17 protein-coding genes are annotated in these 25,416 nt (G+C 64.8%); 9 read left to right on the forward strand and 8 right to left on the reverse strand.

Translation table 11 applies throughout. The annotated features are described in order from the left end of the window. The first annotated feature begins 29 nt into the window (after positions 1-29). Together araD1 and HGK27_RS11785 are read left to right on the forward strand one after the other, a co-directional pair. The gene (gene araD1, locus HGK27_RS11780) at positions 30-1,022 is read left to right on the forward strand and encodes an AraD1 family protein (protein ID WP_206240767.1); all 993 of its coding nucleotides are present in this window, start codon (positions 30-32) and stop codon (positions 1,020-1,022) included. Continuing rightward, on the forward strand, positions 1,023-1,952 hold the full coding sequence (locus tag HGK27_RS11785; RefSeq protein ID WP_206240768.1) for a Gfo/Idh/MocA family protein: 930 nt from the start codon (positions 1,023-1,025) through the stop codon (positions 1,950-1,952). Positions 1,953-2,035: 83 nt separating this feature from the next. Here HGK27_RS11785 and HGK27_RS11790 read toward each other — a convergent pair whose 3' ends face one another. Next, a complete protein-coding gene (locus HGK27_RS11790) occupies positions 2,036-2,623 on the reverse strand; it encodes a TetR/AcrR family transcriptional regulator (RefSeq protein WP_206240769.1) in 588 nt (195 codons plus the stop codon). 245 nt (positions 2,624-2,868) lie between these two features. On the opposite strand from HGK27_RS11790, the gene HGK27_RS11795 reads away from it, so the two are divergent. The 5 genes from HGK27_RS11795 to treY all read left to right on the forward strand — a co-directional run bounded on the left by HGK27_RS11795 (position 2,869) and on the right by treY (position 15,635). Further along, complete coding sequence (locus tag HGK27_RS11795) at positions 2,869-6,312, forward strand: acyl-[ACP]--phospholipid O-acyltransferase (protein WP_241127061.1); 3,444 nt, start codon at positions 2,869-2,871, stop codon at positions 6,310-6,312. Positions 6,313-6,475: 163 nt separating this feature from the next. Next, positions 6,476-9,454 carry a DUF2339 domain-containing protein gene (locus HGK27_RS11800; RefSeq protein WP_206240770.1) on the forward strand — a complete coding sequence of 993 codons (2,979 nt, stop codon included), beginning with the start codon at positions 6,476-6,478 and terminating at the stop codon, positions 9,452-9,454. A gap of 141 nt (positions 9,455-9,595) precedes the next feature. After that, a complete protein-coding gene (treZ, locus tag HGK27_RS11805; protein WP_206240772.1) occupies positions 9,596-11,293 on the forward strand; it encodes a malto-oligosyltrehalose trehalohydrolase in 1,698 nt (565 codons plus the stop codon). Next, positions 11,290-13,236, forward strand: a complete 1,947-nt coding sequence (malQ, locus tag HGK27_RS11810) for a 4-alpha-glucanotransferase (RefSeq protein ID WP_206240774.1) — start codon at positions 11,290-11,292, stop codon at positions 13,234-13,236. The genes treZ and malQ overlap by 4 nt, the downstream gene beginning before the upstream one ends. Continuing rightward, positions 13,233-15,635, forward strand: a complete 2,403-nt coding sequence (gene treY, locus HGK27_RS11815; protein WP_206240776.1) for a malto-oligosyltrehalose synthase — start codon at positions 13,233-13,235, stop codon at positions 15,633-15,635. The genes malQ and treY overlap by 4 nt, the downstream gene beginning before the upstream one ends. 3 nt (positions 15,636-15,638) lie before the next feature. Here the strand turns inward: treY and HGK27_RS11820 are convergent, their stop codons facing one another. Further along, positions 15,639-16,820, reverse strand: a complete 1,182-nt coding sequence (locus HGK27_RS11820) for an MFS transporter (RefSeq protein WP_206240777.1) — start codon at positions 16,818-16,820, stop codon at positions 15,639-15,641. A gap of 387 nt (positions 16,821-17,207) precedes the next feature. Here HGK27_RS11820 and HGK27_RS31035 point away from each other — a divergent pair, with 387 nt between their 5' ends. Further along, positions 17,208-17,756 carry a hypothetical protein gene (locus HGK27_RS31035; protein WP_241127063.1) on the forward strand — a complete coding sequence of 183 codons (549 nt, stop codon included), beginning with the start codon at positions 17,208-17,210 and terminating at the stop codon, positions 17,754-17,756. A gap of 37 nt (positions 17,757-17,793) precedes the next feature. On the opposite strand, the gene HGK27_RS11830 is transcribed toward HGK27_RS31035, so the two are convergent. Both HGK27_RS11830 and HGK27_RS11835 read right to left on the reverse strand, forming a co-directional pair. Next, on the reverse strand, positions 17,794-18,873 hold the full coding sequence (locus HGK27_RS11830; RefSeq protein ID WP_206240779.1) for an AbrB family transcriptional regulator: 1,080 nt from the start codon (positions 18,871-18,873) through the stop codon (positions 17,794-17,796). Positions 18,874-18,878: 5 nt separating this feature from the next. Next, positions 18,879-19,409, reverse strand: a complete 531-nt coding sequence (locus HGK27_RS11835; protein ID WP_206240781.1) for a phosphoribosyltransferase — start codon at positions 19,407-19,409, stop codon at positions 18,879-18,881. 436 nt (positions 19,410-19,845) lie between these two features. Between HGK27_RS11835 and HGK27_RS11840 the strand changes: the two genes are divergently transcribed. After that, positions 19,846-20,040, forward strand: a complete 195-nt coding sequence (locus HGK27_RS11840) for a hypothetical protein (protein ID WP_206240782.1) — start codon at positions 19,846-19,848, stop codon at positions 20,038-20,040. A gap of 387 nt (positions 20,041-20,427) precedes the next feature. Here the strand turns inward: HGK27_RS11840 and HGK27_RS11845 are convergent, their stop codons facing one another. The 4 genes from HGK27_RS11845 to HGK27_RS11860 form a co-directional block, all read right to left on the reverse strand. After that, a complete protein-coding gene (locus HGK27_RS11845) occupies positions 20,428-21,099 on the reverse strand; it encodes a PilZ domain-containing protein (protein ID WP_206240784.1) in 672 nt (223 codons plus the stop codon). A 470-nt stretch (positions 21,100-21,569) separates the two neighbouring features. Next, on the reverse strand, positions 21,570-24,338 hold the full coding sequence (secA, locus tag HGK27_RS11850; protein ID WP_206240786.1) for a preprotein translocase subunit SecA: 2,769 nt from the start codon (positions 24,336-24,338) through the stop codon (positions 21,570-21,572). A gap of 102 nt (positions 24,339-24,440) precedes the next feature. Beyond that, complete coding sequence (locus tag HGK27_RS11855) at positions 24,441-24,707, reverse strand: hypothetical protein (RefSeq protein ID WP_206240787.1); 267 nt, start codon at positions 24,705-24,707, stop codon at positions 24,441-24,443. A gap of 33 nt (positions 24,708-24,740) precedes the next feature. After that, positions 24,741-25,415, reverse strand: coding sequence for a TonB family protein (locus tag HGK27_RS11860; protein WP_206240788.1), 675 nt, complete (start codon positions 25,413-25,415; stop codon positions 24,741-24,743). Position 25,416: the final 1 nt, after the last annotated feature.

The following is a 25,416-nucleotide window of genomic DNA, read 5'->3' on the forward strand; positions in this document are numbered from 1 at the left end:
CGGCAAGCGGCGGGGCCGGGAGACATTTCATGGCCCTTCGTTTGTTGCAGCATCGCGCCGAAAACGGCGCGCGTTCCGTGATCTTCGCCGATGGCGGCGAAGCCCATTTCCTCAACGGCGTTGCCACCACCCGCGAGCTGGCTGAAAGCGCCATCGCTCAGGGGATTTCGCTGGCCGCTGCCGCCCGCGCCGCCACCAAGGGCATCGCTGTGGACATCGCCGCCGAACTGGCCGCTGGCAATCTGCTGGCCCCCATCGACCATGCCGATCCGGCTCACCTGCTGATGACCGGCACGGGCCTCACGCATCTGGGTTCGGCGGAAGGCCGCAACAAGATGCATGCCGCCGCCGCCGCCGGCGAAAAGCTGACCGATTCCATGCGCATGTTCCTCGAAGGCCTCGAAGGCGGCAAGCCCGCCGCTGGCGCCGTGGGCCAGCAGCCCGAGTGGTTCTACAAGGGCAATGGCTTCGGCCTGGTCGCCCCCGGCGAAGCGTTCACCATGCCCGCTTTCGCTCAGGATGGCGGCGAGGAGCCCGAGCTGGCCGGTATCTATCTGATCGGCGCGGATGGCACCCCCTTCCGTCTGGGCTTCGCGCTGGCCAATGAGTTCTCGGACCATATCACCGAGCGTCACAACTACCTCTGGCTGGCCCATTCCAAGCTGCGTCAGGCCTCGCTGGGCGCCGAACTGCTGATCGATGAGACCCCTGAAGATGTGCGCGGCACCAGCCTGATCCGCCGCGATGGCGAAGTGATCTGGGAAAAGCCCTTCCTTTCGGGCGAGGCGAACATGTCGCACTCGATCGCCAATCTGGAGCATCATCACTTCAAGTATGAGCTGTTCCGCAACCCCGGCGACATTCACGTCCATTTCTTTGGCACCGCAACGCTGTCCTTCAGCGATGACATCGCCACGCAGGAAGGCGATGTGTTCGAAATCGCCGCCGCGCCCTTCACCCTGCCGCTGGCCAATGGGCTGACGCGTGCAGATGCCGTCGCTGTGGCCGTCAAGGCGCTGTAAATGAACCCGATCCGTATCGCCATCGTGGGCCTCGGCAAGATCGCCCGCGACCAGCATCTGCCTGCCATCGCGGGCAATGATGCCTTCACGCTGGCCGCCACGGTCAGCCCGCGCGGCGCTCCCCTTGAGGGCGTGCCGAACTTCCGCAGCCTTGAGGAGCTGCTGGAGAGTGACACAACAATCGATGCGGTGGCGCTCTGCACCCCGCCTCAGGTTCGTTACGATCTGGCCGCTCTGGCGCTGAGCAAGGGGGTTCACACCTTCCTTGAAAAGCCCCCCGGCGCCACGCTGGCCGAGGTGGCGGTGCTGAGCGATCAGGCCGACAAGGCTGGCGCAACGCTGTTTGCCTCATGGCATTCACGCTATGCGGCGGGCGTTGCCCCGGCAAAGGCGTGGCTGGCCGGACGCGAGATCAAGTCGGCCAAGATCATCTGGCGTGAGGATGTGCGCGTCTGGCATCCGGGTCAGGACTGGATCTGGGAAAGCGATGGTCTGGGCGTCTTCGATCCGGGCATCAATGCGCTCTCCATCGCGACGCATATCCTGCCCCGCCCCTTCTTCCTGAAGGGCGCCACGCTGACCATCCCCGAGAACCGTCAGGCCCCCATCGCCGCCGATCTGTCCTTCACGGACACCGGCGGCGCGCCGATCCATATGGACCTCGACTGGCGCCAGACCGGCCCGCAAAGCTGGGACATCATCGTGGAAACCGACGAAGGTGCGCTGAAGCTCGCCAAGGGTGGCGCCGTGCTGACCCTGCCGGATGGCAGCGGCGAAGTGCATGAGGATGAGGAATATCCCGGCCTCTATGCCCGCTTCGCCACGCTGGTTCAGGAAGGGCGCAGCGATGTGGACATTGCTCCGCTGCGTCTGGTGGCCGATGCCTTCCTGCGCGGCAAGCGCGAGGCCACCGAAGCCTTCGTAGAATAAAACGCCAGAATAAGCCTGCCGACTGGCGGGCGCCCGGCCGCTCATCCCTCCCTCCCTCGGCGTGAGCGGCCGGGATCTATCCTTTATGCCAGCCCGATGGCCTCATGCACGCGGGCCAGGGCAGCACCCAGCGGATTGTCCTCGCCCAGCAGGCGGAAGGTGCCGTTGAGGGTGAAGAAGCAATGGCCATGCACCGTGGCCAACAGGGAACGCGCCAGACCTTCAGCCTCACCACGGCGCGCGGGTGGCAGAGCTTCAGCCACCACCTCCACCACGATCTGGGTGATCGCCTTCACCTTTGCGGCATAGTCCTCCGGCGTTGGCTCGCCTTCGGCCAGACGGAAGTCATAGAGCGCCGCCCAGCTGTGGCGATGATGGGTGGCGAAGTCGAAATAGGCGGTGATCGCGGCCTGCAGCCTGTCGCCCTGCGCGGCATCGAGCCCTTCGCGCAGATAATCACGCCACAGGTCCAGCGTGCGCCCGTTGATCGCCAGCATCAGCCCATCATAGCTGCCGAACACATTGTAGAGCGTGCCGATCGAATAGCCGATCCGCTTGGCCACCTCGCGCGCGGAAAAACGCGCAAAGCCCACCTGTGAGAGTTGGCGATGGCCTTCATGCACGATCATCTCGCGCAATTCGCTTCGCGTGTGATCCGATCTGCGTCCCATGGGGCTGCTCTGCCAGCGGCGTGGGCTTGACGCAAGCGATCAAATGAACAGCGATCATTATTTTTATTGAACGATGTATATTTTCATGCGAGAGAGGGTTCAGCGCAAGGGAGGTCGAGTCTCATACCCTTCCCTATCCGCACAGTTTTCGCGCGAAATTTGCGCATAAAGTTTGCATTTCGACCGAATTCTTAAGAACAACACGCCCAAATCGTCATCCTCTTGCGATTGAAGGAACCGTCACGATGTCATCCCCCCAACTTTCGCTGCTCACCAGGCGCCGGTTCGGACCGATTTTTCTCGTGCAGTTCCTGGGCGCGTTTAACGATAATCTGCTGAAATTCGCGATGCTCTTCCTTGCGAATTTCGGGCTTTACGCCGCGCAGCCTGCCAAGGCCAAGATGCTGGCCGCCATCGCCACCGGCCTGTTTATCCTGCCCTATTTCCTGTTCTCGGCCCTTTCCGGCCAGATCGCCGACCATATGGACAAGGCGAAGCTCATCCGCTGGATCAAGGCGGCGGAGATCGTGATCATGGGCATTGGCCTGCTGGGTTTCTGGCAGCAATCGGTGGCGCTGCTGCTCTTCGCGCTCTTCGCGATGGGCATGCATTCCACCCTCTTCGGCCCGGTCAAATATTCCATCCTGCCCCAACATCTGGGCACGGATGAGATCATGGGCGGCACCGGCGTGATCGAGGGCGGCACTTTCCTCGCCATCCTTGGCGGGCAGTTGCTGGCAGGCGTGATCACGCCCTGGACCTCGGGTCTGGTGCTGATGGGCCTTGCCGCGCTGGGCTTTGTGGCCAGCCTTGCCGTGCCTTCCGCGCCGCCCTCTGGCCGCAGCGACACCATCGACTGGAACGTGTTTCGCGGTACCTGGAACATCCTGACCATCGCGCATGAAGGCCGCGGCGTGTGGCTGGCCATTCTGGGCACCAGCTGGTTCTTCGCGGTGGGCGCGGTGCTGGTCTCCGAATTCGCGCCACTGGTGTCAGACACGCTGGGCGCCACGCAAGAGGTGGCCACCGCCTTCCTGATCGTCTTCTCGCTGGCCGTCGCGGCGGGCGCCATGGCGGTCAACCTGCTGCAAAAGGGTGAGGTTTCGGCCCGCTATGTCCCCGCCTCGGCCCTGGGTCTGGCGCTGGGCATGATCGGCCTGTGGCTGGTGACGCGCACCTTCACCCCGCAGGTCACCAATGCCTCGCTGAGCCAGTTCATGGCCACGCCCGGCTCGACGGCCATCGTGATCGCTCTGGGCGTCATCGCCTTTTGCGGCGGCATGTTCGTCGTGCCGCTCTATGCCATCATTCAGGTCTACAGCCCCGAGGGCGAATGCTCGCGCGTGATCGCGGCCAACAACATCGTCAATGCCGCTGTCACCGTGGCTGCGGTGCTGGTGGTGGCTGCCCTGCTGGCCGCCGGGGTGGATGTGCCTGATCTGGTGGGCGTGCTGGGCTTTGCCACGCTGATCGTCGCGGTGGTGAGCATCTGGCTGCTGCCCGAAACGCTGTTCAAGGATGTGATCCGCCTGGTCCTGCGCGCCCTCTACCGCGTCGAGGTCAAGGGCCTCGACCATATGCCACGCGAGGGTGAGCGCGCCGTGGTGGTGGTCAACCACCTCTCCTTCCTCGATGGCGTGCTGCTGGGCGCCTTCCTGCCCGGCAAACCCACCTTCGCGGTGCATACCGCCATCGCCAAGAGCTGGTGGATCAAGCCCTTCCTTTCGCTGTTCAAGGCCTTCCCGGTCGATCCCACCAACCCCATGGCCGCCAAGGCGATGGTCAAGACCGTGCGCGAGGGCAACACTTTGGTGATCTTCCCCGAAGGCCGCATCACCGTCACCGGCGCGCTGATGAAGGTCTTCGACGGCCCGGGCATGGTGGCCGACCGCGCCGACGCCCCGATCATCCCGATCCGCCTCGACGGCCCGCAATACACGCCCTTCAGCCGGTTGCGCGGCAAGCTCCGCCTGCGCTGGTTCCCCAAGGTGACGATCACCGTACTGCCCCCGCGCCGCTTCCACATCGAGGGCGAGATGAGCGCCCGCGCCCGCCGCGCCATCGCCGGTCGCCGCCTGTACGACGAGATGAGCGGCATGATCTTCGCCACCTCGCACACTGACAGCACGCTGTTCTCGGCCCTGTGCGAGGCGCGCGCCATCCATGGCGGCAAGGCGAAAGTTCTGGAGGATGTGAAGCGCGAGCCGCTCTCCTATGACCGCATGCTGGTGGGCACCCGCCTGCTGGGCAAGCGTCTGGCGCAGGGCACGGCGCAAGGCGGGGCTGTCGGCGTGCTGCTGCCCAATGTGAACGGCGCGGTGGTGGGCTTCTTTGCCCTGCAAGCCATCGGCCGCGTGCCTGCGATGCTGAACTTCACCGTGGGTCTGGCCAATATGCGCTCGGCCTGCAGCACGGCGGGCATCCGCACCATCGTGACGGCCCGCGCCTTTGTCGAGCAGGCCAAGCTGACCGACATCGTGGCCGCGCTGGAGGCCGATGGCCTGCGTATCGTCTGGCTGGAAGATCTGGCCGCCACCATCGGCAGCTTCGAAAAGCTCTGGGCCTTGCTGACGGTGAAACACAGCGCCAAGCGCCATGAAAGACTGGCGATCAACCCGGATGCCTCGGCGGTGATCCTCTTCACCTCGGGCTCGGAGGGTGTGCCCAAGGGCGTGGTGCTCAGTCACCGCAACCTGCTCTCCAATCTGGCGCAGCTGGCCGCGCGGATCGATTTCAATTCGAACGATGTGGTCTTGAACGCCCTGCCGGTGTTCCATTCCTTCGGCCTGACGGGGGGCACGCTGCTGCCGCTGCTCAATGGCATCCGCACGGTGATGTATCCCAGCCCGCTGCATTACCGCATCGTGCCTGCGCTGGCCTATGATGCCAATGCGACGATCATGTTCGGCACCGACACCTTCCTTTCGGGCTATGCCCGCATGGCGCATGGCTATGATTTCTACTCGCTGCGCTACATCTTCGCAGGCGCCGAAAAGGTGCGCGACGAAACCCGCAAAACCTATGCCGACAAATTCGGCCTGCGCATCATGGAGGGCTATGGCGCCACCGAATGCGCCCCCGTCATCGCGGTCAACACCCCGATGCATTTCCAGGCGGGCACCGTGGGCCGCCTGCTGCCCGGCATCGAGGCCCGGCTGGAGCCCGTTCCCGGCATCACGGAAGGCGCGCGCCTTTACGTGCGCGGCCCCAATGTGATGGCGGGCTATATGCTGGCCAGCGCCCCGGGCGTGCTGCAACCGCCAGTGGAGGGCTGGCACGACACGGGCGATATCGTCACGCTGGACGGCGACGGCTTTGTCACCATCCGGGGCCGCGCCAAGCGCTTCGCCAAAATCGGCGGCGAGATGGTCAGCCTGCCCGCCGTGGAAGGCTATGCCGCCCAGTGCTGGCCCGGCTTTGCCCATGCCGTGGTGACCCGCCCCGATCCCAAAAAGGGCGAGGTGCTGGTGCTGTTCACCACCTGCCCCGCAGCCCAAGCGCGAGACCTCCAGCAATGGGGCCGCCTGCACGGCGCCACCGAGCTGATGATCCCCCGCGATATCCGCGTGATGGCCGAGCTGCCCGTGCTGGGCACCGGCAAGGTGGATTACGTCACGCTGGGCGAGATGGCTCTCAGCGCCAATGCCGCGCCCTCCGATGAGGCCGAAAGCGAGGATGAGCCCGCCTGAAGGCTGGCAATCGCCCCGGGGGACCCCGCAATGATCGCGGCCTCCCCGGCCTGACGCCCATCATAGGCGCGTGAACCTCACCTGAATTAAACGCCGTATAATTTAAATTGCACGGCGCTCAATTCATCGTTAGCGTGATGTGCGACTCTGATGGAGACCGGCCATGTCTTTTCTGCTGCTGATCGGCGTGATCCTTCTGGGCGGCTTGCTGCACGATACGCGCAAGCGCCTGAACGCCGTGGAAAAGCTGCTGAAGGAGCAGGCCAAACTCCGCCCGGACGCCGCAGCAAAACCTGCGCCCTCCATCATGCTTGTCGATGATGATGACCTTCCCCGCCATATCGAGGTTTGGAAAACCAGACCTGCCCAACCGAAGCCCGAAGCGCCTGCCGAGATCGCCGCTCAACCGATGCCGATCGAGCAGGAGGTTGCAGCCACGCCCGAACCGCAGCCGATGGAAGAGGCAGAGACCGCAGCCGTTGCCCTCGCCATCGAATCCATTGAGGAAACGCCCCCCTCGGCCGCCCAGACTGCCCCCCAACCCCGCCGCCAGAGCGCCGGTTTCGAAGACCTCTTCGGTCGCAAACTGCCGATCTGGGCGGGCGGCATCACCCTGCTGATCGCGGCGGCCCTGCTGGTGCGCTATTCCATCGACGCCGGGCTGCTCTCGCCCATGGTGCGGGTGGTGATGGGCGCGATCTTCGGCTTCGCGCTGATCGCAGGCGCCGAAATCACGCACCGCAAGCCCACCCTCGTGGCCGATCCGCGCATTCCACAAGCGCTGGCAGGCGCGGGCATCGGCAGCCTCTATGCCGCCACGCTGGCCGCTGCCAATCTCTACGGTCTGATTGGCCCCATCGCCGCCTTTACCGCTCTCGCCTGCGTCACCGGCGGCGCCATGGCGCTGGCCCTGCGCTTCGGTGCGCCCAGCGCCCTTTTGGGGCTGGTCGGAGGCCTCGCCGCCCCGGCGCTGGTGCAATCCCATTCGCACAATCCGCCGATGCTGGCCGCCTATATCGCGCTGGTGGTGACGGCTCTGACGATGCTGTCGCGCCGCCAGCGCTGGGTCTGGCTGGGCGTCAGCGCGCTCATCGGCGGCGCGGGCTGGAGCCTGCTGATGATCGCCATGGGCGATCTCGACAGCTTCTCCGCCCTCTGCATCGGCGCGCTCATCCTGCTGCTGGGCCTCGGCCTGCCGGTGCTGGCCGTGGCCGAGCGCCACACCACCCTGCTGCGCGGCGCCTCCGCCACGGTGGCGGCGCTGCAACTGGCCGCGCTGGTGGCGACCGGCGATTTCGCCCCGCTGACATGGGGCCTCTATGGCCTGCTCTCCGCCGGTTTCGTCTGGCTGACCACCCGCGTCCCGGCGCTGCGCCCGCTGCTGATCCTGCCATTGCTGACGGCGCTGAGCCTGCTGGCCATCTGGCCCGATCCGCACAAGGACATCTTCATCGCGGTGCTGGCCGGGATCACGCTGATCCATGGCGGTCCTGCGCTCTACCATCTGCGCCGCGCCGCCGGTCTGCCCGAGGCCGCATCGCTGGCTGCCATCGCTCTGGCCGGTTTCGTGATCACCTGCTGGCATTTCGATCCCTCGACCGATCATACGGCACTGCTGGCACTGGGCTTTGCCGCCCTGCCCGCTCTGGGCGCCGCCCTGACATGGGCCAGCGCCCGCGCGCCCGAAAGCGATCCCTTCGCCATGCAAGCTGGCGCTTCTGCGGTGCTGATCGCCATCGCCGCGCTGGTCGCTTTGCCCGAATGGAGCGCTCCCGCCTCGCTGGCGCTGGTGGCCTTTGCCACGCTGGCGCTGGCCAACCGGGCGCGCAACCACCGCCTGTCTCACATCGCCCTGCTGGGCCTTGGCAGCAGTCCGATCGCGCTGAGCATCACCGGCACGCCAGACCCCGAATTCCGCCGCCTTGTGCAGGACAGCAGCCTCGCCCTGCCCGGCATCTCGCTGATCCGCTGGGGGCTGGTCGCGGCATCGTCCATCGGTTTTGCGCGCCTGCTGATGGCCCCGCGCGAGCGAATGCCACTGCAAAGCCTCGCCGCGCTGCTGACCTATGGCGCGCTGGCGCAACTGCTGCCTGCGCCATGGCTGGCCCCGGCCTGCGCCCTTGCCCTGCTCGGCCTGAGCGAGATCATGCGCCGCCGCGCCGCGATCGACCTGCTGCCCGCTCTGCTGGTCACCAGCGCCATCGGCGGACTCTGGGCATTGCAACCTCTGGGCCTGTGGCTGACCGCCGGCCTGCTCTCGCTCGCCGCCCAGCCCGTGCTGGCGAGCGACCTGCCCACCCCGCTTGAGGCCCTGCGCCAGATGCTGCTGCCCGCTCTCCTGGCAGGCTTCGCCCTCTGGCGCCAGCGCGACCAGCGCCTGCCCGCAAAGCTGTGGCTGCCGCTGGCCGGAACGCTCGGCGCGCTGGCGGTGGTGGCGTTGCATGTGCTGTTCAAGCAGATCTTCGCGCTGAACGATATTCAGGCCTTTATCACGCTGGGCATGGCCGAAAGAACCCTGTGGGAAGCCCTGCTGATCGGCGGAGGCATCGCCCTGTGGCGCGTCGTACACCGCCCTGTCGCCGCGATGGCGCTGATCGGCACCGGGCTAGCGCATGCGGCGCTCTATACTGTGGCGCTGCATAACCCGCTCTGGGCCGAGCAGGCTATGGGCGCCCTGCCCATCGCCAATCTGCTGCTGCCCGCCTATGGGCTGATGTTCCTCGCTCTGGCGCTGCCGGGCCGGATCATGCCCGCATGGGAGCGCCTGACCGCAAGGCCGGTGGAATGGGCGCGCATTGCGCTGATCCCGCTGTTTGCCGCCTCGCTGCTGCGCCAGCTCTTCGCCGGAAGCCTGCCCGCCGCCCATCCCATCGGCGCGAGCGAGAGCATCCTCTGGTCGCTGACGGCGCTGGCTCTGGCCGTGGCCTATCTGGTCTGGGGCATCCGCCGCCGTGCTGACAGTGCCTCGCGCGACTGGCGCATCGCCTCGCTGGTGCTGATGCTGGCGGCGGTGGGCAAGGTCTTCCTGCTCGATGCCTCGGGGCTGGAGGGGCTGGCAAGGATCGGGTCGTTCCTGGCGCTGGGCTTCAGCCTGATCGGGGTGGGCTGGCTCTACAGCCGCTATCTGAAACCCGCTTCCTAGGAAAATTATCCTTCGCGGCAAGGATGATGCATCCAAACCGCCGCCCCGGCATTTCCTTCACGCAGGCCATGATCCCAGCGTGAAGGAAATGCCCTTGAGACTTTTTGCTCCACGCCCGCTCCGCCTGAAGGCGCGCGCCTGATGCGGCGCTGGGGGCCGGTTGCCCTGAAGGACAGCGTCCGTTTTCAGCTCTGGGCCCCCGCCCGGACGCGGTTGTACCTGCTGATCGAGGGCCGTGAACCCGCCCCGATGCAGAAGCAAACCGATGGCTGGTTCACGCTGGACACAAAGGCGCCACCCGGCACACGCTATCGCTTTCAGCTGGAAGACGGCACGCTGGTGCCAGACCCCGCCTCCCGCGCGCAGAGCGAAGGCGTCCATGGCTGGAGCGTGGTGACCGATCTTGCCAGCCGCCCATGGCAGGCCCCGGATTGGCAAGGCCGCTCATGGGAAGAGGCGGTCATTCAGGAGGTGCATGCCGGGCTTTACGGCGGCTTTGCGGGTATGATGCGCGATCTGCCGCGCCTCGCCGCGCTGGGCGTTACGGCCATTGAGCTGATGCCGGTGGCGGCGGTCTCGGGCGCGCGCAACTGGGGGTATGATGGCGTGCTGCCCTTTGCTCCCGCCGAGGCTCTGGGCACGCCGCAAGAGCTTCAGGCGCTGGTCGATGCCGCGCATGGGCTGGGGCTGATGGTGCTGCTCGATGTGGTCTACAATCACTTCGGGCCGGATGGGCATTATATCCCGCTCTATGCGCCCGAATTCCTCCATGCCGAGACCATGACGCCATGGGGCGGCGCCGTGGCGGTGGACCGGCCCGAAGTCGCCGCCTTCTTTCTCGAAAACGCGCTGCAATGGCTGGAGGACTATCGCTTTGACGGGCTGCGCTTCGATGCGGTGCATGCCATTGGCAACAGTGCGTTTCTGCACGATCTGGCGGGCCAGATCCGGAAGCGCCTTCAGCCGCGCCGCCATATCCATCTGATCCTTGAAAACGAGCATAATGATGCGGCGCTGCTGACCCCCGGCCTCTATGACGCGCAGTGGAACGACGATTTCCACAATGTGCTTCATGTGCTGCTGACCGGGGAGGATGCCGGTTACTATCGCGATTTCGCGGAAAAACCGGCGGAAAAACTGGCCCGCTGCCTCTCGCAAGGCTTTGTCTATCAGGGCGAGCCTTCGCCGCACCAAAACGGCAAGACGCGCGGCACCTCAAGCGGTCATCTGCCGCCCGGCGCCTTTGTCAGCTTCCTTCAGAACCATGACCAGATCGGCAATCGCGCTCTGGGCGAAAGGCTGACCCTGCTCACCGATCCCGAGCGTCTGCGCGCCGCCACCGCCCTGCTGCTGCTTTGCCCGCAGATCCCGCTGTTCTTTATGGGCGATGAGACAGGATCGCGCTCCCCCTTCCTGTTCTTCACCGACTTCCATGACGATCTTGCCGAGATCGTGCGCGAAGGCCGCCGCCGCGAATTCGCCCATTTCCCGGCCTTTGCCGATAAGGCCAGCCGCGCCCGCATCCCCGACCCCAATGCGCTCAGCACCTTCGAGGCCTCGATTCCGGCTCCCGGGCCCGATGGGGAACGATGGGAAGCCCTCTACCGTGATCTGCTGGCCTTGCGCGCCGCGCGGATCGTCCCCCGCCTGAAAGGCGCCACCGCACAGGGCGCCGAAACCACCGGGGAAAGAGCCGTGCGCGCCGCATGGCGCCTGAACGATGGCGCGGTGCTGACACTGGCCCTCGATCTGAGCAACACCCCCGCCCTGCCCGAGGCGCAAGGCCAATTGCTCCGGCGCGAGGGCCCCCGCTTTGGTGCATGGCTGGCCCCGGCATGACCATGCTGGACGATCTGGCCCAGGCCGCAGGCGTGGCGCGACACTGGCACGATGCCCGCCAACAGAGGCAGACCGTCAGCGACGAAACGCTGATCGCCGTGCTGAACGCTCTGGGCTACCCCGCCCAGACCGAAAGCCGACAGCGCGACAGTCTGCACCAGATCGCCACGCAAAATCTGACACCGCCCAGCCTGATCACCGGCGAAATCGGCCAGCCGATTGCCCTGCCCTCTGCACTGGCCCATGCCCATCAAGCCGATCTGCTGACCGAACAAGACCAGGCTGCCAGCCTGACCATCACGGCTGGCCATCTCCCCGCCCTCCACCAGCCCGGCTATCATCGCCTGACGATCCATGGCCATGCGCTGACGCTGGCCATAGCCCCGCCCCGCTGCCCCCCGCTGGCCACGACGGGCCAGAAGCGCTGGGGCGTGGCGGTGCAGGTGCCGTCTTTGCGCGCATCGGAAGGCAGCGCCTATGGCACGCTGGCCGATCTGCCTTCGCTGATCACGGTTTTAGCCCGCCATGGCGCCGATGCCGTGGCGATCAGCCCGGTCCATGCGCTGTTTCCCGGCGATGGCCTGCATTTCAGCCCCTACAGCCCCTCAAGCCGTCTGTTCCTCAACGGAGCGCTGGCCTCGCCGGTCCCCGATACCGCATCGGATGGGCTGATCGACTGGACGACTGCCGTTCCCCGGCAATTCGCCCGGATGCAGGCGGACTATGCGGGATTGTCCGGGGCGCAGCGAAATGCTCTGGCTCTATGGGCTCAGGAGCAAGGCCCCGCCCTGCATCGCCACGCCCTGTTCAATGTGCTCAGGCGCCAGTTCGGCGGGTTGCCATGGCAACAATGGCCCTCTGCCTTCCGCGATCCCGCAGGCGAGGCCGCCCGCCAAAGCGCCACCAGCCATGCCGAGGAAATCGGCCTCCATCTCTTTATCCAGCAACAGGCGCAGCAAGCCCTCACCCAGGCCCAGCACACCGCCAAGGCCCATGGCATGGGCATCGGCCTGATCGCCGATCTGGCCGTCGGCGTCGATCCGGGCGGCAGCGATGCGTGGAGCTTTGGCAAGGCCATGCTGCGCGGCCTGACCATCGGCGCACCGCCTGATCCACTCGGCCCGCTGGGTCAGAACTGGAGCCTTACCAGCTTTTCGCCGCAGGGTTTGCGCGCCACCGGCTTTGCGCCCTTTATCGCCATGCTGCGCGCCGCTCTGGCCCATGCCGGGGGCCTGCGGATCGACCATGCCTTTGGCCTCGAACGGCTCTGGGTGGTACCGGAGGGGCTCTCTGCGGGTCAGGGCACCTATCTCTCCTATCCGCGCACAGATCTGCTGCGGATCATCACGCTGGAGGCGCATCGCGCCAACGCCACCATCATCGCCGAGGACCTTGGCACCCATCCCCCCGGCTTCTCGCAGGCCATCGAGGACAGGGGCATGGCCGGCATGCGCGTGCTGTGGTTCGAGCGCGACAAAAACGGCGGTTTCCGCCCCCCGGCCAGCTTCGCGCCCCTGAGCGTGGCGATGACCGGCACCCATGACACGCCCACCGTGGCAGGCTGGTGGCGCGGGCGCGATCTGGCGTGGGACCGCGCCTTGCGCCGCCGCACCCTGCCCGCTCTGGCCATGGCCGAAACGGAAAGGATGGTGGACCGCGCCGCCCTGTGGGCTGCCATGGAGCAGATGCCACCGCCTCCCGCGCCAGAGGTTACCGCGCCGGTCGTCGATGCGGCGCTGGAGCATATCGGCAAGGCGGCGTCAGCGCTGGCCATCGTGCCGCTGGAGGATGTGCTGGGGCTGGAAGAACAGCCCAACCTGCCCGGCACCAGCACGCAGCATCCCAACTGGCGCCGCCGCCTGCCCGCGCCTTTCGAGGATCTGGCCGCCCGGCCCGCCATCGCCGCCCGCCTCGACCTGCTCAACCGGAGTCGCCGCGCATGACCGCTTCTGCCATCCCCCGCGCCACCTATCGCCTGCAACTGCATGGCGGCTTCACCTTCACCGATGCCCGCAACATCGTGCCCTATCTGGCCGCGCTGGGGGTGAGCCATCTCTACGCTTCGCCGATCACCATGGCCGCGCCGGGATCGCTCCACGGCTATGATGTGACCGACCCACGCCGGATCAACCCCGAGCTGGGCGGCGAGGAAGGGCTGATGGATCTGGTGGAAGCCCTGCGCGCCAATCACATGGGGCTGATCGTGGATATCGTGCCCAATCATATGGGCGTGGCGGGCGACAGCAACGCCTTTTGGCGCGATGTGCTGGCCAGGGGGCAGGCCAGCCCGCATGCCAGACTGTTCGATATCGACTGGGATCAGCCCATCGCCCTGCCGGTGCTGGATGGCTCTCTTGAAGAGAGCATCGCCTCGGGCACGGTCAGGCTGGTGGATCAGGGCGAAGGCAAGGGCCTGCAGGTCGGTGGCGGCGCGATCTATCCGGCAAGGGATGACGATCCCGGCCTGCGCACCATCTCTCCGGACGATCACGCCGCGGTGGCAGAACTGGCCCGACGCCAGCACTATCGCCTGATCGACTGGCGCACAGCCAACGACAGGCTGAACTGGCGCCGCTTCTTCGCCATCAACGATCTGGCCGGGGTGCGGGTGGAGGATGAGGCCGTCTTCGCCTTCACCCACCAGCTGTTCCTCGATCTTTTCGCACGCGGATTGATCGATGGCGTGCGGGTCGATCATGTCGATGGGCTGGCCGATCCCACCGCCTATTGCCGCCATCTGCGTCAGGCCCTGGTCAAGGCAGGCGATGGCCGCGAGCCCTATATTGTGGTCGAAAAGATCCTCGCCACCGAAGAACAGCTGCCGCCCGAATGGCCGGTGCAAGGCACCACCGGCTATGATTTTATGCGTGAGGTCAGCGCCTTGCTGCATGATGCTGCGGGCATGACTCAGCTCTCCATGCTCTGGGCGCGGAGCAGCGGGCGCCCGGCGGATTTCGCGCAGGAAGCGCTGCAGGGTCGCCGCGATATGCTGTCATGGCAGTTCGAGGGGCAGTTGAACGCCTGCCTCGACAGTCTGGAAGAACTGGCGGCAACCACCGGCAAGGCACCCACGCGCGGCATGCTGCGCCGGGCCGTCACAGGCCTGCTCCATGCCTTTCCCATCTATCGCACCTATGGCACCGGCGAGGCCTCCCTGCCCGGCGATGCCCTATGGCGACAGGCCGCACGCAAGGCGATGGCCGTGCCCCCCGGCGAAGGCCGGGTGGCCGATCTGATCCTGCGCTGGCTGGCCGGAGACGGCCCTGGCGATGCGGCCCTGAAAACCGAGGCCGTCCGCCTCTTCCAGCAATTGAGCGCCCCCATCGCCGCCAAGGGCGTGGAGGACACCGCCTTCTACCGTTACGGCGCGCTGCTATCGGCCAATGATGTCGGCTTCGATCCCGCCAAACCCGCCCTGTCGGTCGAGGCGTTCCATCAGGCCATGACCAAACGCGCCTGCCATCACCCTCACGCCATGCTCGCCCTTGCCACGCATGACCACAAGCGCGGCGCGGATGCGCGGGCGCGGCTGTCGGTGCTCAGCACCATTCCCGGGATCTGGGAGGAGACGCTGCAGCGCTGGATCGCTCTGGCCGCGCCCTTTGCTGAAGGCATCGATCCGGGCGATCTCCACATGCTGCTTCAAGCGCTGATCGGGGCATGGGAGGGCGCGCTGGACGAAGCGCTGCTCCACCGCCTGCACGGCTGGCAACGCAAAGCCCTGCGCGAGGCACGTCTGCGCTCCTCATGGGAAGCGCCCGATGAGAGCTATGAGGTGCGCTGCCACGATCTGGCCTCGGCCCTTTTCGGCAATCAGCCATTCCTTGCGGATGCCCGGCAGTTTCTGGACGCTCTGGCGGCTCCAGCGCTGGCGGCCAGCCTCGGCCAGACGGCCCTGCATCATCTGGTCCCCGGCGTGCCGGACATCTATCAGGGCGGCGAGTTGGGCGATTTCAGCATGGTCGATCCCGACAACCGCCGCCCGGTCGATTTCGCCCGGCGCACCGCGCTGCTGGCCGATCCCGAAGGCGATCCGAAACTCGATCTGATCGCGCAGCTGTTAAGCCTGCGCCGCCATGGGAAGGCTCTGGCGCTCGGCGACTATCAGCCGCTGGCGGTCACCGGGCGCCGCGCGGAGCATGTGGTGGCCTTCCTGCGCCGCCATGGAGATGAGGCTTTGTGCTGCGCCGTCGCCATCAGGCTTGGCAAGCCGCTGTTTGGCGGCACCATCGCCTATCCCGCGCCCGACTGGTGGGAGGACACCGCCATCCACCATCAGGGCAACGCCTGGCTGGCGCGCGATCTCTTCGGCGGTCAAGTGTGGAGCGTGACGCCCGCCTGAGCCTCAGCCCGCTACCGTGCGGCGGTCATCATCAGGCTCGCCACGCAGCAGCACGACCATCATCAGCGCGCCCGTCAGCGAGGCCACCGCACCGAACAGGAAGGGCGCGGCATAGCTGACGCTGGAGGCCAGCAGCCCCGCCACCGGCCCGGTCGCGCAAAGCGCCACATCGGTGAACATCGCATAGGCGCCGATCGCCGAGCCGCGGTTCTGCGGCGGCACCAGATCGACCACGATCAGCCCCAGCGCCGGGAAGATCAATGCAAAGCCGAAGCCCGCCGCGCCGGCGCCCGCCACGGCCGCCCAGCTGTGCGGCACGCCCCAGATCAGGAACTGGCCCAGAGTTTCGATGGCGAAGAACACCAGCGACACCTTCAGCCCGCCATGGCGCGCGATGCTGTTCACAAACAGCACGCGGGCCAGCACGAAGCAGATGCCGAAGAGGCTCAGCGCCACCCAGGCCCCATCCCAATTGTGCGAGGCGTAATAAAGCGCGATAAAGGCCGAGATCACACCGAAACCGATGGCGCCCAGTGCCAGCGCCAGCCCATAGGGCATCACGCGCATCAGCACGGCGCGGAAAGGCAGGCGCTGCGCACGGATCACCGGGCTCGCCGCCTGAGGCCAGGCGAAGAGCAGCCCGACAAGGCCTGTGAGCAGCAATGCCACGCCCACCGCATTCATCTTGCCCAGACCATAAAGCCAGGTGCCCGCCGGAGCGCCCAGCGCAATGCCGCCATATGTGGCGATGCCGTTCCACGAGATGACGCGCGCGGTCTGTTCGGGGCCGACGCGGCCAATGGCCCAGGCAATGGCGCCGGTGCCCAGCATGCTCTCGCCAAAACCCAGCAGGATGCGGCCCAGCAGCACCACCGAAAGCGCCATGCTGGGCATGCCCGGCAGGAAAGAGGCGCCCATGGTGGCCAGTCCGCTGGCGAGGCAGCAGGCAAAACCGACCAGGATCGAAACCTTGGGCCCCGAAGTGTCCGCCATCGGCCCGACAATCCGGCGGCTGACGATGGTGGCGACATATTGCATCGAAATGGCAATGCCCGCGATCACCGCACTGTAGCCCAGATCGCCATGCACCCAGCCGGGCAGCACCGCCAGCGGCAGGCCAACAGCGAAATAGGCCAGCGCCGTGCAGGTGACAGTCAGCAGAATTTGCAACGAAGAACGGGACATGATGGGCCTGATGATGCGGGAGTCCGGGGGACCGGGGGATGTCATCGCATAAACCGCACACCTCAACGGGGCAAACATCCCGTGATGCAAAGCCCTGCCGCTGACATGCATAAAACGCAACAATCTTGCAAAGGGATCATCCCTTTGGTGCAAAAAAACGAAGATTACGCGCCAATTTCATGACCTTCCCGCGTGGGGCCAACGACACGCCATGACAGGCCCGCGTCAAATTGTAATCGGATTTTACATGCAGGATACAATGTTGAATTGAGACTGCATATCCGCTTCCGCACCTATTCAGAAGGACTCGTCTAGAAGAAACTCACAAGGCACGCAGCGGCGACAAAGACGCGATGGATCTAGCGCTCGGCCTTTCGGAGAAAGATCGTGAACAGCATCCTGAAAAAGATTTCGCTCGGTTCCGCGCTGGCCCTCACTGCCTTTGCGGGACTTGCCGCCACCCCTGCCGCCGCCCAGTCGTGGCATGGTGGTTACGGTTATCGCGGCGGTGGCGCCGGGGCGGCAGTGGCTGCCGGTGTGGTGGGTCTGGCCGTTGGTGCGGCTCTGGCCGATCAGGGCGGCGATTATGATTATGATGCCACCCCCGTCGGCTATGCGCCCTATGGCGGCCCGGCAAGCTGCTATGAAGCCTATCCCGGCTATGAAGGTTACTGCTATCCCGTGGCCGATTACTACCGGATGGGCTGGTCATGGCGCGACGGTTACTGGTGGAATCATGACGGCCAGCGGTTTGCTCATCCCTTTATCGGTCGCGGCGGCCCCGGTTTCGCCCCGCATGGCGGGTTCGGGGGCGGCTTTGGCGGCGGATACCATGGCGGCTTCGGCGGTGGCGGCTTTGCCCCGCATGGAGGCGGCAACTTCGGCGGAGGCCATGGTGGGGGCTTCGGCGGCGGGCATGGTGGCGGTCACCGCTAAGCCCTGAAACCTCTCACAAATTCGGGCGGGGTCAGTCTCAGGCTGGCCCCGTTTCGCTGTGCTTGCGTGAGAGCAGGCGGGCCAGCATCGGCCCCGTCAGGATCACCAGAAAGAAGCGCGCCACTTGCATGGCAATCACGAAAGGCACATCCACCTTCGTGGCCGTGGCGATGATCGAGACCGAATCCGCGCCGCCCGGACTGGTCGCCAGATAGGCGGTCAGCGGGTCCACGCCGGCGACATGCACCAGCACGGCTGCCGTGCCACCGCACAGCGCGATCAGCGCCAGGATCGAGGCCAGCACGCGGGGAAAGGCGCGCGCGGCATAGCTCACCACCTCGGGCGTGAAGCGATTGCCGATGCCCCAGCCGATCACCGCATAGCTCAGCGCCAGAAAAGGCATCGGCATCGCAAGCTGGACCATTCCGGTGAGTTTCAGGGCGATCCCCAGCACCATCGGCACCAGCATCGCCCCGGCCGGGACTTTCGCCTTGACCCCCAGCAGGCTGCCGCCCGCCACAATCGCCAGCGTGGCGGCAAAGGCAGGGCTGAGGAAAGCTTCGAGCCCGGCATTCACCGCGCCGCCATGCGCGCCCACCGGAGCGCCAAAGATCCGCGCCATCACCGCTGCCAGCCCCGCGCAGCAGGCCACGCGCAGATATTGCATGAAGGCCACCAGCCGCATGTCGGCCCCATAGCTTTCCGACATCAGCGTCATCGCCGTGGCGGCGCCCGGCGAGGAACCCCAGATCGCGGTCGTGCCCGGCAGCAGGCTGGAGCGCGCCAGCAGCCAGCCGAGCCCCGCCGCCATGGCCAAAGTGGAGAGTGTGCTGAGCAGAAACAGCGGCCAGCGCGCGGAGATTTCAGGGAAGAGCGACAGCGGCAGATTGCCCGCGATCATCACCCCCACCGCGCCCTGCGCCAGAAAGAACACCGGGCGGGCGATCCGCACCGCCTGCCCGCGCATCGCCAGCAGCACGCCCGCCGCCATCGGGCCCAGCAGCAGCGCCGCCGGAATGCCCGCCAGATCGAGCGCCCCCGCCACAAGCAGCGAAAGCGCGATCAACACCGCCCAGCGCAGCCCTGCCGGCCAGCCGGACCTGTCTTGTGCCTTCATGGTGCTTAAGCGAGGCGTTCCGGCACGCTGCGGGCTTCAGCCTCGATGGTGCTGGTCTGGCCGACGGCCTCCCAAGGGAAGACGAACCAGCGCTTGTCAGTCGTGCGATCGATGTCGCGCGCCCAGAAATCCACCTTCACCTGCGAGCTGGCATTGTTGATGCCCACGGCAAAGCGCCAGTTGTCGGCATTGCCGCCATGGTCGGTCAGGATGCGGCGGATGGTGTGGATGGTCCGCCCGCTGTCGTTGATGTCGTCCACGAAGAGCAGCTTCACGCCCGAGGCGCTACGCATCGCCACCTTGCGCAGCAGTTCCTCGGCAAAACCGGGCACCTTAGAGGAATGGTCGATCGAGAGCATCGGCGTGTTCAGCTGATGCGAAATGTAGACCGCCGGCACCAGACCGCCGCGCCCGATGCCCACCACATAGTCGGGCTGCCAGGGGTCGGCGGCAACCTGTCCTGCCACCTTGCGCACATCGGCCAGAAATTCATCATAGGGCAGATGGAAAAGCTCCGGGGCGGCGCTGTCGGTCATGGCGGGGGTCCTGTGTTGCCGGTGAAAGAGACCCGCTAGCCGCTGACGGCCCTCAGGGCAATCCGTGGAAAGGCTCTGTGCGGGGCGATTCGGGGAAATTTGTCGATTCCGTGACAAGGATTCTGTCGGAGCGGCTGCTGCAATGCAACCGATAACAGATGAGTCGCCGCAGCAGCGATTGTGCGCTTGCGAAAAAAATTCGCAGGTGCCGCGAGAAACAGTGCCTGACATCGGTGACATGCCCTCCACGCGCCGCCAACCGTGTTGCGAATGCTCATTCATTTCGCATCTGCGCAAATAGATTGCTGTTTTTAATGGATATTGTTTATCCGCAAACAAGATGGTATCAGTTCTTCAAGGCAGGGGGAGATTGAAGGCTTCGTTTTACGATCCTTCAGTTCTGTAAAAGAGCCGTTGAGTTCGAGGGGGCGCCGCAATGAACACTCATTTGAAACTTACACCGTTCGATCGGTGGATTTCAGGAACCGATCACTTCATTCCTGTCACGAAGACCAGTATTTGGAACGATGCGCCGGAAGAGCGCAATCAGATCGCCAGAGGAATTGTCTATTCTCTGCCGATCAGCGCCTTGCTGTGGTGCGCTCTGGCCGCGATGCTTCTGCTTCGCTGACAGACCGCCCACAGGGGCATCATATCCGCAGGTGGGGAGAGGCAGGCGGATATGGCCAAGAGCGAGGTGCGGGGCAGGGACGCAGGCGATCATCGCCGCCCCTGCCCGCCTTTCTTTCTGTTTACAGCTTTGTGGAGCCCGTCATTGGTTTGATGGGCTTTTGTGTTTGAAGACAAGGAGATGCGAGGGGGTTACCCCCTCGCGCTCCCATTCAGTCTCCCGACGAAGCGGCAAGGCATTTCGTAAGGGCAGTCTTCGGACGATGATGGTGGCTGCTTCAAACCTCTCCGGGGAGGTCGCGCTGATAGCAGCATCATTCACCGGGCAGAATGACTGCATGATCATTGCTGACTGGCAGAGCCTATCGACCGCCTGTCTGAGCGCGTTCTAGATCACCGCGCGAACATTCGCCCCGGGAACCACCCCGCCCGGCGCGGCGACCAGCGGATACTCATGCATCTTCATGATGTTGACCGCCAGCTCATCCATGGTGAAGCTGGTTTCCAGCGCCAGACCATGGCGCGGCTCCTGCCGCCAGCAAACCTTGGCATAAATCTGCGGGAAGCCCGGAATATCCACCTTCACCAGCTGACGCAGCAGCAGACGCTCAGGCGTTTCGATGCAGGCCCCCTGCTGAGAGATATCGCGCAGCAGGATCGGCCAGCTCTTGCTGCCCGAATGGATCGTGGCGGGGCGCTCCAGCCGCAGGCGGATCTGGCGGCGCGGATAGGTCTCGCGGCGATCCTCGATCAGGGCCTGAACATCGATCTCATCGAAGAAGCGGAAACCGGCGTGGTCATCCTTGAACCACATCATTTCCATCGGATAGCGCTCACCGCTGCCGGTTTCGAGCGCAATATGCTCATAGCTGGGCAGAGGGTGGAAGATGCGGACCTTGACGCCTGTGCTGGAAGCATCGCGCAGCACGCAGAGATATTCGCGCCCATCCAGCACCAGCTTGGCCGCCCGCACCAGAAGCGTGTAACGCGGGGCGCGGCGCAGTTCGGCACCCGATTGCGGCGCAGGCTGAGCCACGGCCTGCGTCGCTGCCTCCTGCATCGGGTTAGGGTCCTGCGCCAATTCGTCACCTCGTACACAAGCGCCCGGGGGAGCGCCTTCACTTCAGCCGTCGGTTCAAACTTCCATCGAACGCCCGTTTCAGAGCACCCCATGGCCGACGAATACGATCAAGCCATCACCATCACATCCTGCAGAGCCCCCACACGATATCCTCGTGCGTGATTGCCCCAGCCATCAATGCCTTGCCCATTCAATCGCACAAGAATGGTAAATCAGTTATGAAATCACGCTAAGATTCATGGCATATTCATGCCGAAACTTCGTCAAGGCAAGCCTAAAAACAGCCAGAACGGCCACAACAATAGATTGCCAACCTAAAAGACGAAATCTTTAAATAGGATAAATAATCCTCAACGCATTTCGGCCGCCCGCGATGAAGCGGACGGCCGATGCGATGGAAACAAATCCAAAGGCTTCGTTGGCGAAGCCGGGGCGAGGTTATCCTCGCCTCAGACCACCGCGCCGTGGCAGTGCTTGTACTTCTGGCCCGAGCCGCAAGGGCACAGCGCATTACGGTTGAGACCCATATGCGCATAGGGATCGCCCCCCTGCCCGGCTGCCCCGCCAGCCGTCAGCGAACCCGCCGCCACGCCGCTGCCAAAGCCGCTGGCCAGCAAACTATCAGCGGAGAAGGGCGAACCGGCAGGCGCCGGGCTCACGCCGCCGAAGCCATCGGCGCCCAAATCATCCAGATTGGTCAGGAAATCGGGCAGCTGCGGCAGTTCGGGCGCGGAAGGTTGGCCGAACTGGATCTCTGCGGTGCAGAGGATACGCGTCACATCCTCGCGGATGGTGTCGAGCATGCGCTCGAACAGACCGAAAGCTTCCTGCTTGTACTCGTTGATCGGCGTCTTCTGGGCATAGGCACGCAGGAACACCACCTGACGCAGCGCGTCGAGCGTGGCCAGATGCTCCTTCCAGTAATGGTCGAGACGCTCCAGCAGCACGCTCTTTTCCACCTGCTGCCAGATGGCGGGATCATTGGCGGCAACCTTGGCGGCCATCTTCTCATCGACCAGCGTCTGCACGCGCTCCTCGATGGTCTGGGGCTCGATGCCGTCCTCTTCCATCCAGGCGTCCAGAGGCAGTTCCAGACCCAGCGTGGCGAAGGCCTGCTCGCGCAGCCCCTCAAGGTTCCACTGCTCGGGGTAGGAGCCATGCGGGCAGGCATTGGCGACCAGCGCGTTGACCGTCTCATGGCGCATATCCAGCACCACATCGTCCAGCGCCTCGGCATCCATGATATCGGCGCGCTGTTCGTAGATGACCTTGCGCTGGTCGTTCATGACGTCGTCATATTCCACGACCTGCTTGCGGATGTCGTAGTTGCGCGCCTCGACCTTCTTCTGCGCCTGCTCGATGGCCTTGGACAGCCACTTGGAGCCGATCGCCTCGCCATCGGCCAGATTGCTGTTCATCATGCGCGAGAACATCGTGTCCGGGCCGAAGATGCGCAGCAGATCGTCCTCAAGGCAGAGGTAGAACTTCGACAGGCCCGGGTCACCCTGACGGCCCGAACGACCGCGCAGCTGGTTGTCGATGCGGCGGCTTTCATGGCGCTCGGTGCCGATCACGCAGAGACCGCCGGCGGCCAGCACCTGCTCCTTCTCGGCGTCGATCTCGGCCTTGATGGTGGCGATGCGCGCCTCGCGCTCGGGGCCCTCGGGCAGTTCGCCCAGCTCGTCCTCGATGCGGAACTCAAGGTTGCCGCCCAGCTTGATGTCCGTACCACGACCGGCCATGTTGGTGGCGATGGTCACCGCGCCAAGGCTGCCCGCCTGCGCAACGATATGGGCTTCCATCTCGTGGAAACGGGCGTTGAGCACATTGTGCTTCACACCTTCCTTATGCAGGAATTCGCTGAGCAGCTCCGACTTCTCGATCGAGACCGTGCCCACCAGCACCGGCTGGCCGATCTCGTTCTTCTCGCGGATCAGCTTGGCGATGGCGGCGAATTTGTCATTGGTGTTCTTGTAGAACTCATCCTCCTCGTCGATGCGCTGCACCGGCACGTTGGTGGGGATGGTCACCACATTCATCTTGTAGATGTCGAAGAACTCGGGCGCCTCGGTGGCGGCTGTACCCGTCATGCCCGACAGCTTGGGATACATGCGGAAATAGTTCTGGAAGGTGATCGAGGCCATCGTCTGGTTCTCAGGCTCGATGCGGACGCCTTCCTTGGCCTCCACCGCCTGATGCAGACCGTTGGACCAGCGGCGACCATCCATCATGCGGCCGGTGAACTCATCGATGATGATGACCTTGCCGTCCTTCACAATGTAGTCGATGTCGCGCTTGAACATCACATTGCCCTTCAGGGCCTGATCCAGATGATGGACCACCTGCGTGTTCTCGATGTCATAGAGGTTGCTGCCTTCCAGCAGACCGGCCTCTTCCAGCAGACGCTCGGCGCGCTCAATACCGTCCTCGGTGAAGGTGATGTTCTTGGTCTTTTCGTCAGCCTCGTAATCATCGGGCGTCAGATGCTTCACGATGGCATCGACGGCCAGATAAAGGTCGCTCTTGTCGTCGGTGGGGCCGGAGATGATGAGCGGGGTGCGCGCCTCGTCGATCAGGATCGAATCGACTTCATCGACGATGGCGTAGTTGAAGGCGCGGTGGACCATCTGGTCGCGCGAATGCTTCATATTGTCGCGCAGATAGTCGAAGCCGAGTTCATTGTTGGTGGCGTAGGTGATGTCGCAATTGTAGGCCGCGCGGCGCTCCACCTCGTCCAGATTCGGGACAATCGTGCCCACGGTCAGGCCCAGGAAGTTGTAGAGCACGCCCATGGTCTCGGCGTCGCGCTTGGCCAGATAGTCATTGACGGTGACGACATGGACGCCCTTGCCCTCAAGCGCGTTCAGGTAAACCGCCAAAGTGGCGACCAGCGTCTTGCCCTCACCGGTGCGCATTTCGGCGATCTCGCCGCGATGGAGCACCATGCCGCCGATCATCTGCACATCGAAATGGCGCATGCCCATGCAGCGGGTCGAGGCCTCGCGCACGGTGGCGAAGGCTTCGGGCAGGATATCGTCGAGCGTCTTGCCCTCTTCCAGCATGGCGCGGAAGCGGTCAGTCTGGCCGCGCAGTTCCTCGTCGGTCAGCTGCTGGACGGCGCTTTCGAAGGCCGCGATCTTCTGCACCGTCTTGTCGAGCGACTTCACATAACGGTCGTTGGACGAGCCGAAGAGAGACTTGGCAAGGGCCTGAAACATGGGATTTTTCCTGAAATGAAAGGTCGGTCATGGCCGCAGCGGCGCGTAAAGCCCGCGCGCGTCTCCGGCTTAAATGCTTGAGAAATGGAAAAGGCGCCGCCCCTATTCGCGGGCGCGCTCGATCCCCACCAGCACCGGGGCCACCACGGGCGCGGGTGCAGGCGTAAAGAGGCGCGCAGCGACCAGCGCAGGCTGGGCCGGACGGGTCATGGCCCGCCCATGCGCCACCACATGGGCCGAAACGCGCGCGGCGCCCGGCGTGGCATAACGGCCCGATGCCACCACCGCATTGGGCTGCATGGCCTGGGCAAGCGTCGGCGCGCCAGAGGCGGCCAGCCCGGACATCAAAGCCAGAAAAGTGAGCAGCATGCGGATCATGTTGGGGAGGTGATATAGGCAGGCTTATCGCTCGCGTCCAGAGACTGGCTTGGCTTGCCCGACAGCTTTCTCAGGCGAGGCGGATGCCTCTTCCAGCGGCAGCACTTCGATCCGCGTGGTGTTCACCACCCTGCGTGCGACCGGCCTGCCCTGCTCATCGGTATAAACATCAGAAAAAGTCTGATCGGTAGGGCATTCCTTCGGTTGGACCTTGGCCTTGGCCATGTTCTCCTGAAAGCCTCCCTCGGCCTCCCAGCTGCAATCAGTCAGCGAACCATCAGGCTGAAGGACATAGACCACGCGCAACAACCCAGCCTGCGGCAGTGGCTTCTTGGGAATGACCCACTTGATCCGGCTGCGATAACGCCCCGGCATCGCCTGCCCCTGCGCATCCTTGGCAGGGCTGAACAACGCCCTTTCCATAATGAGCCGGCATGTGGCCTGATCGAGTTCCTGCGAACCGCTGCTGAGCCATACCGTGCACTGATCGACACGGCCCGCGCTGTCGATGTCGAGCGCAAAGCCGGTCACCCCCTCCTTGTCGGCAGCCAAGGGCGCAGCGGGATAGTCTTCGGGCCTGACCCAGTTTGCAGGATCGCCCAAAGGCGTCGCATGGACCGCTGGCTCCGGGAAGCCTGATACAGCCGCCGACGCTGGCGCAGCAGCGCTCGTCGCCAACAGCATCGCCATTCCAATCATA

This window comes from Novosphingobium terrae (genome assembly GCF_017163935.1).
Taxonomy (GTDB): Bacteria; Pseudomonadota; Alphaproteobacteria; order Sphingomonadales; family Sphingomonadaceae; genus Novosphingobium; species Novosphingobium terrae.

Coding starts and splice junctions, on each gene's coding strand:
- secA (WP_206240786.1), bottom strand. CDS start 24,338: ATGTTTCAGGCCCTTGCCAAGTCTCTCTTCGGCTCGTCCAACGACCGT.
- HGK27_RS11860 (WP_206240788.1), bottom strand. CDS start 25,415: ATGATTGGAATGGCGATGCTGTTGGCGACGAGCGCTGCTGCGCCAGCG.
- HGK27_RS11840 (WP_206240782.1), top strand. CDS start 19,846: ATGAACACTCATTTGAAACTTACACCGTTCGATCGGTGGATTTCAGGA.
- HGK27_RS11785 (WP_206240768.1), top strand. CDS start 1,023: ATGAACCCGATCCGTATCGCCATCGTGGGCCTCGGCAAGATCGCCCGC.
- treZ (WP_206240772.1), top strand. CDS start 9,596: ATGCGGCGCTGGGGGCCGGTTGCCCTGAAGGACAGCGTCCGTTTTCAG.
- malQ (WP_206240774.1), top strand. CDS start 11,290: ATGACCATGCTGGACGATCTGGCCCAGGCCGCAGGCGTGGCGCGACAC.
- treY (WP_206240776.1), top strand. CDS start 13,233: ATGACCGCTTCTGCCATCCCCCGCGCCACCTATCGCCTGCAACTGCAT.
- araD1 (WP_206240767.1), top strand. CDS start 30: ATGGCCCTTCGTTTGTTGCAGCATCGCGCCGAAAACGGCGCGCGTTCC.
- HGK27_RS11800 (WP_206240770.1), top strand. CDS start 6,476: ATGTCTTTTCTGCTGCTGATCGGCGTGATCCTTCTGGGCGGCTTGCTG.
- HGK27_RS11795 (WP_241127061.1), top strand. CDS start 2,869: ATGTCATCCCCCCAACTTTCGCTGCTCACCAGGCGCCGGTTCGGACCG.
- HGK27_RS11790 (WP_206240769.1), bottom strand. CDS start 2,623: ATGGGACGCAGATCGGATCACACGCGAAGCGAATTGCGCGAGATGATC.
- HGK27_RS11845 (WP_206240784.1), bottom strand. CDS start 21,099: ATGCAGGAGGCAGCGACGCAGGCCGTGGCTCAGCCTGCGCCGCAATCG.
- HGK27_RS11835 (WP_206240781.1), bottom strand. CDS start 19,409: ATGACCGACAGCGCCGCCCCGGAGCTTTTCCATCTGCCCTATGATGAA.
- HGK27_RS11820 (WP_206240777.1), bottom strand. CDS start 16,820: ATGTCCCGTTCTTCGTTGCAAATTCTGCTGACTGTCACCTGCACGGCG.
- HGK27_RS11830 (WP_206240779.1), bottom strand. CDS start 18,873: ATGAAGGCACAAGACAGGTCCGGCTGGCCGGCAGGGCTGCGCTGGGCG.
- HGK27_RS11855 (WP_206240787.1), bottom strand. CDS start 24,707: ATGCTGCTCACTTTTCTGGCTTTGATGTCCGGGCTGGCCGCCTCTGGC.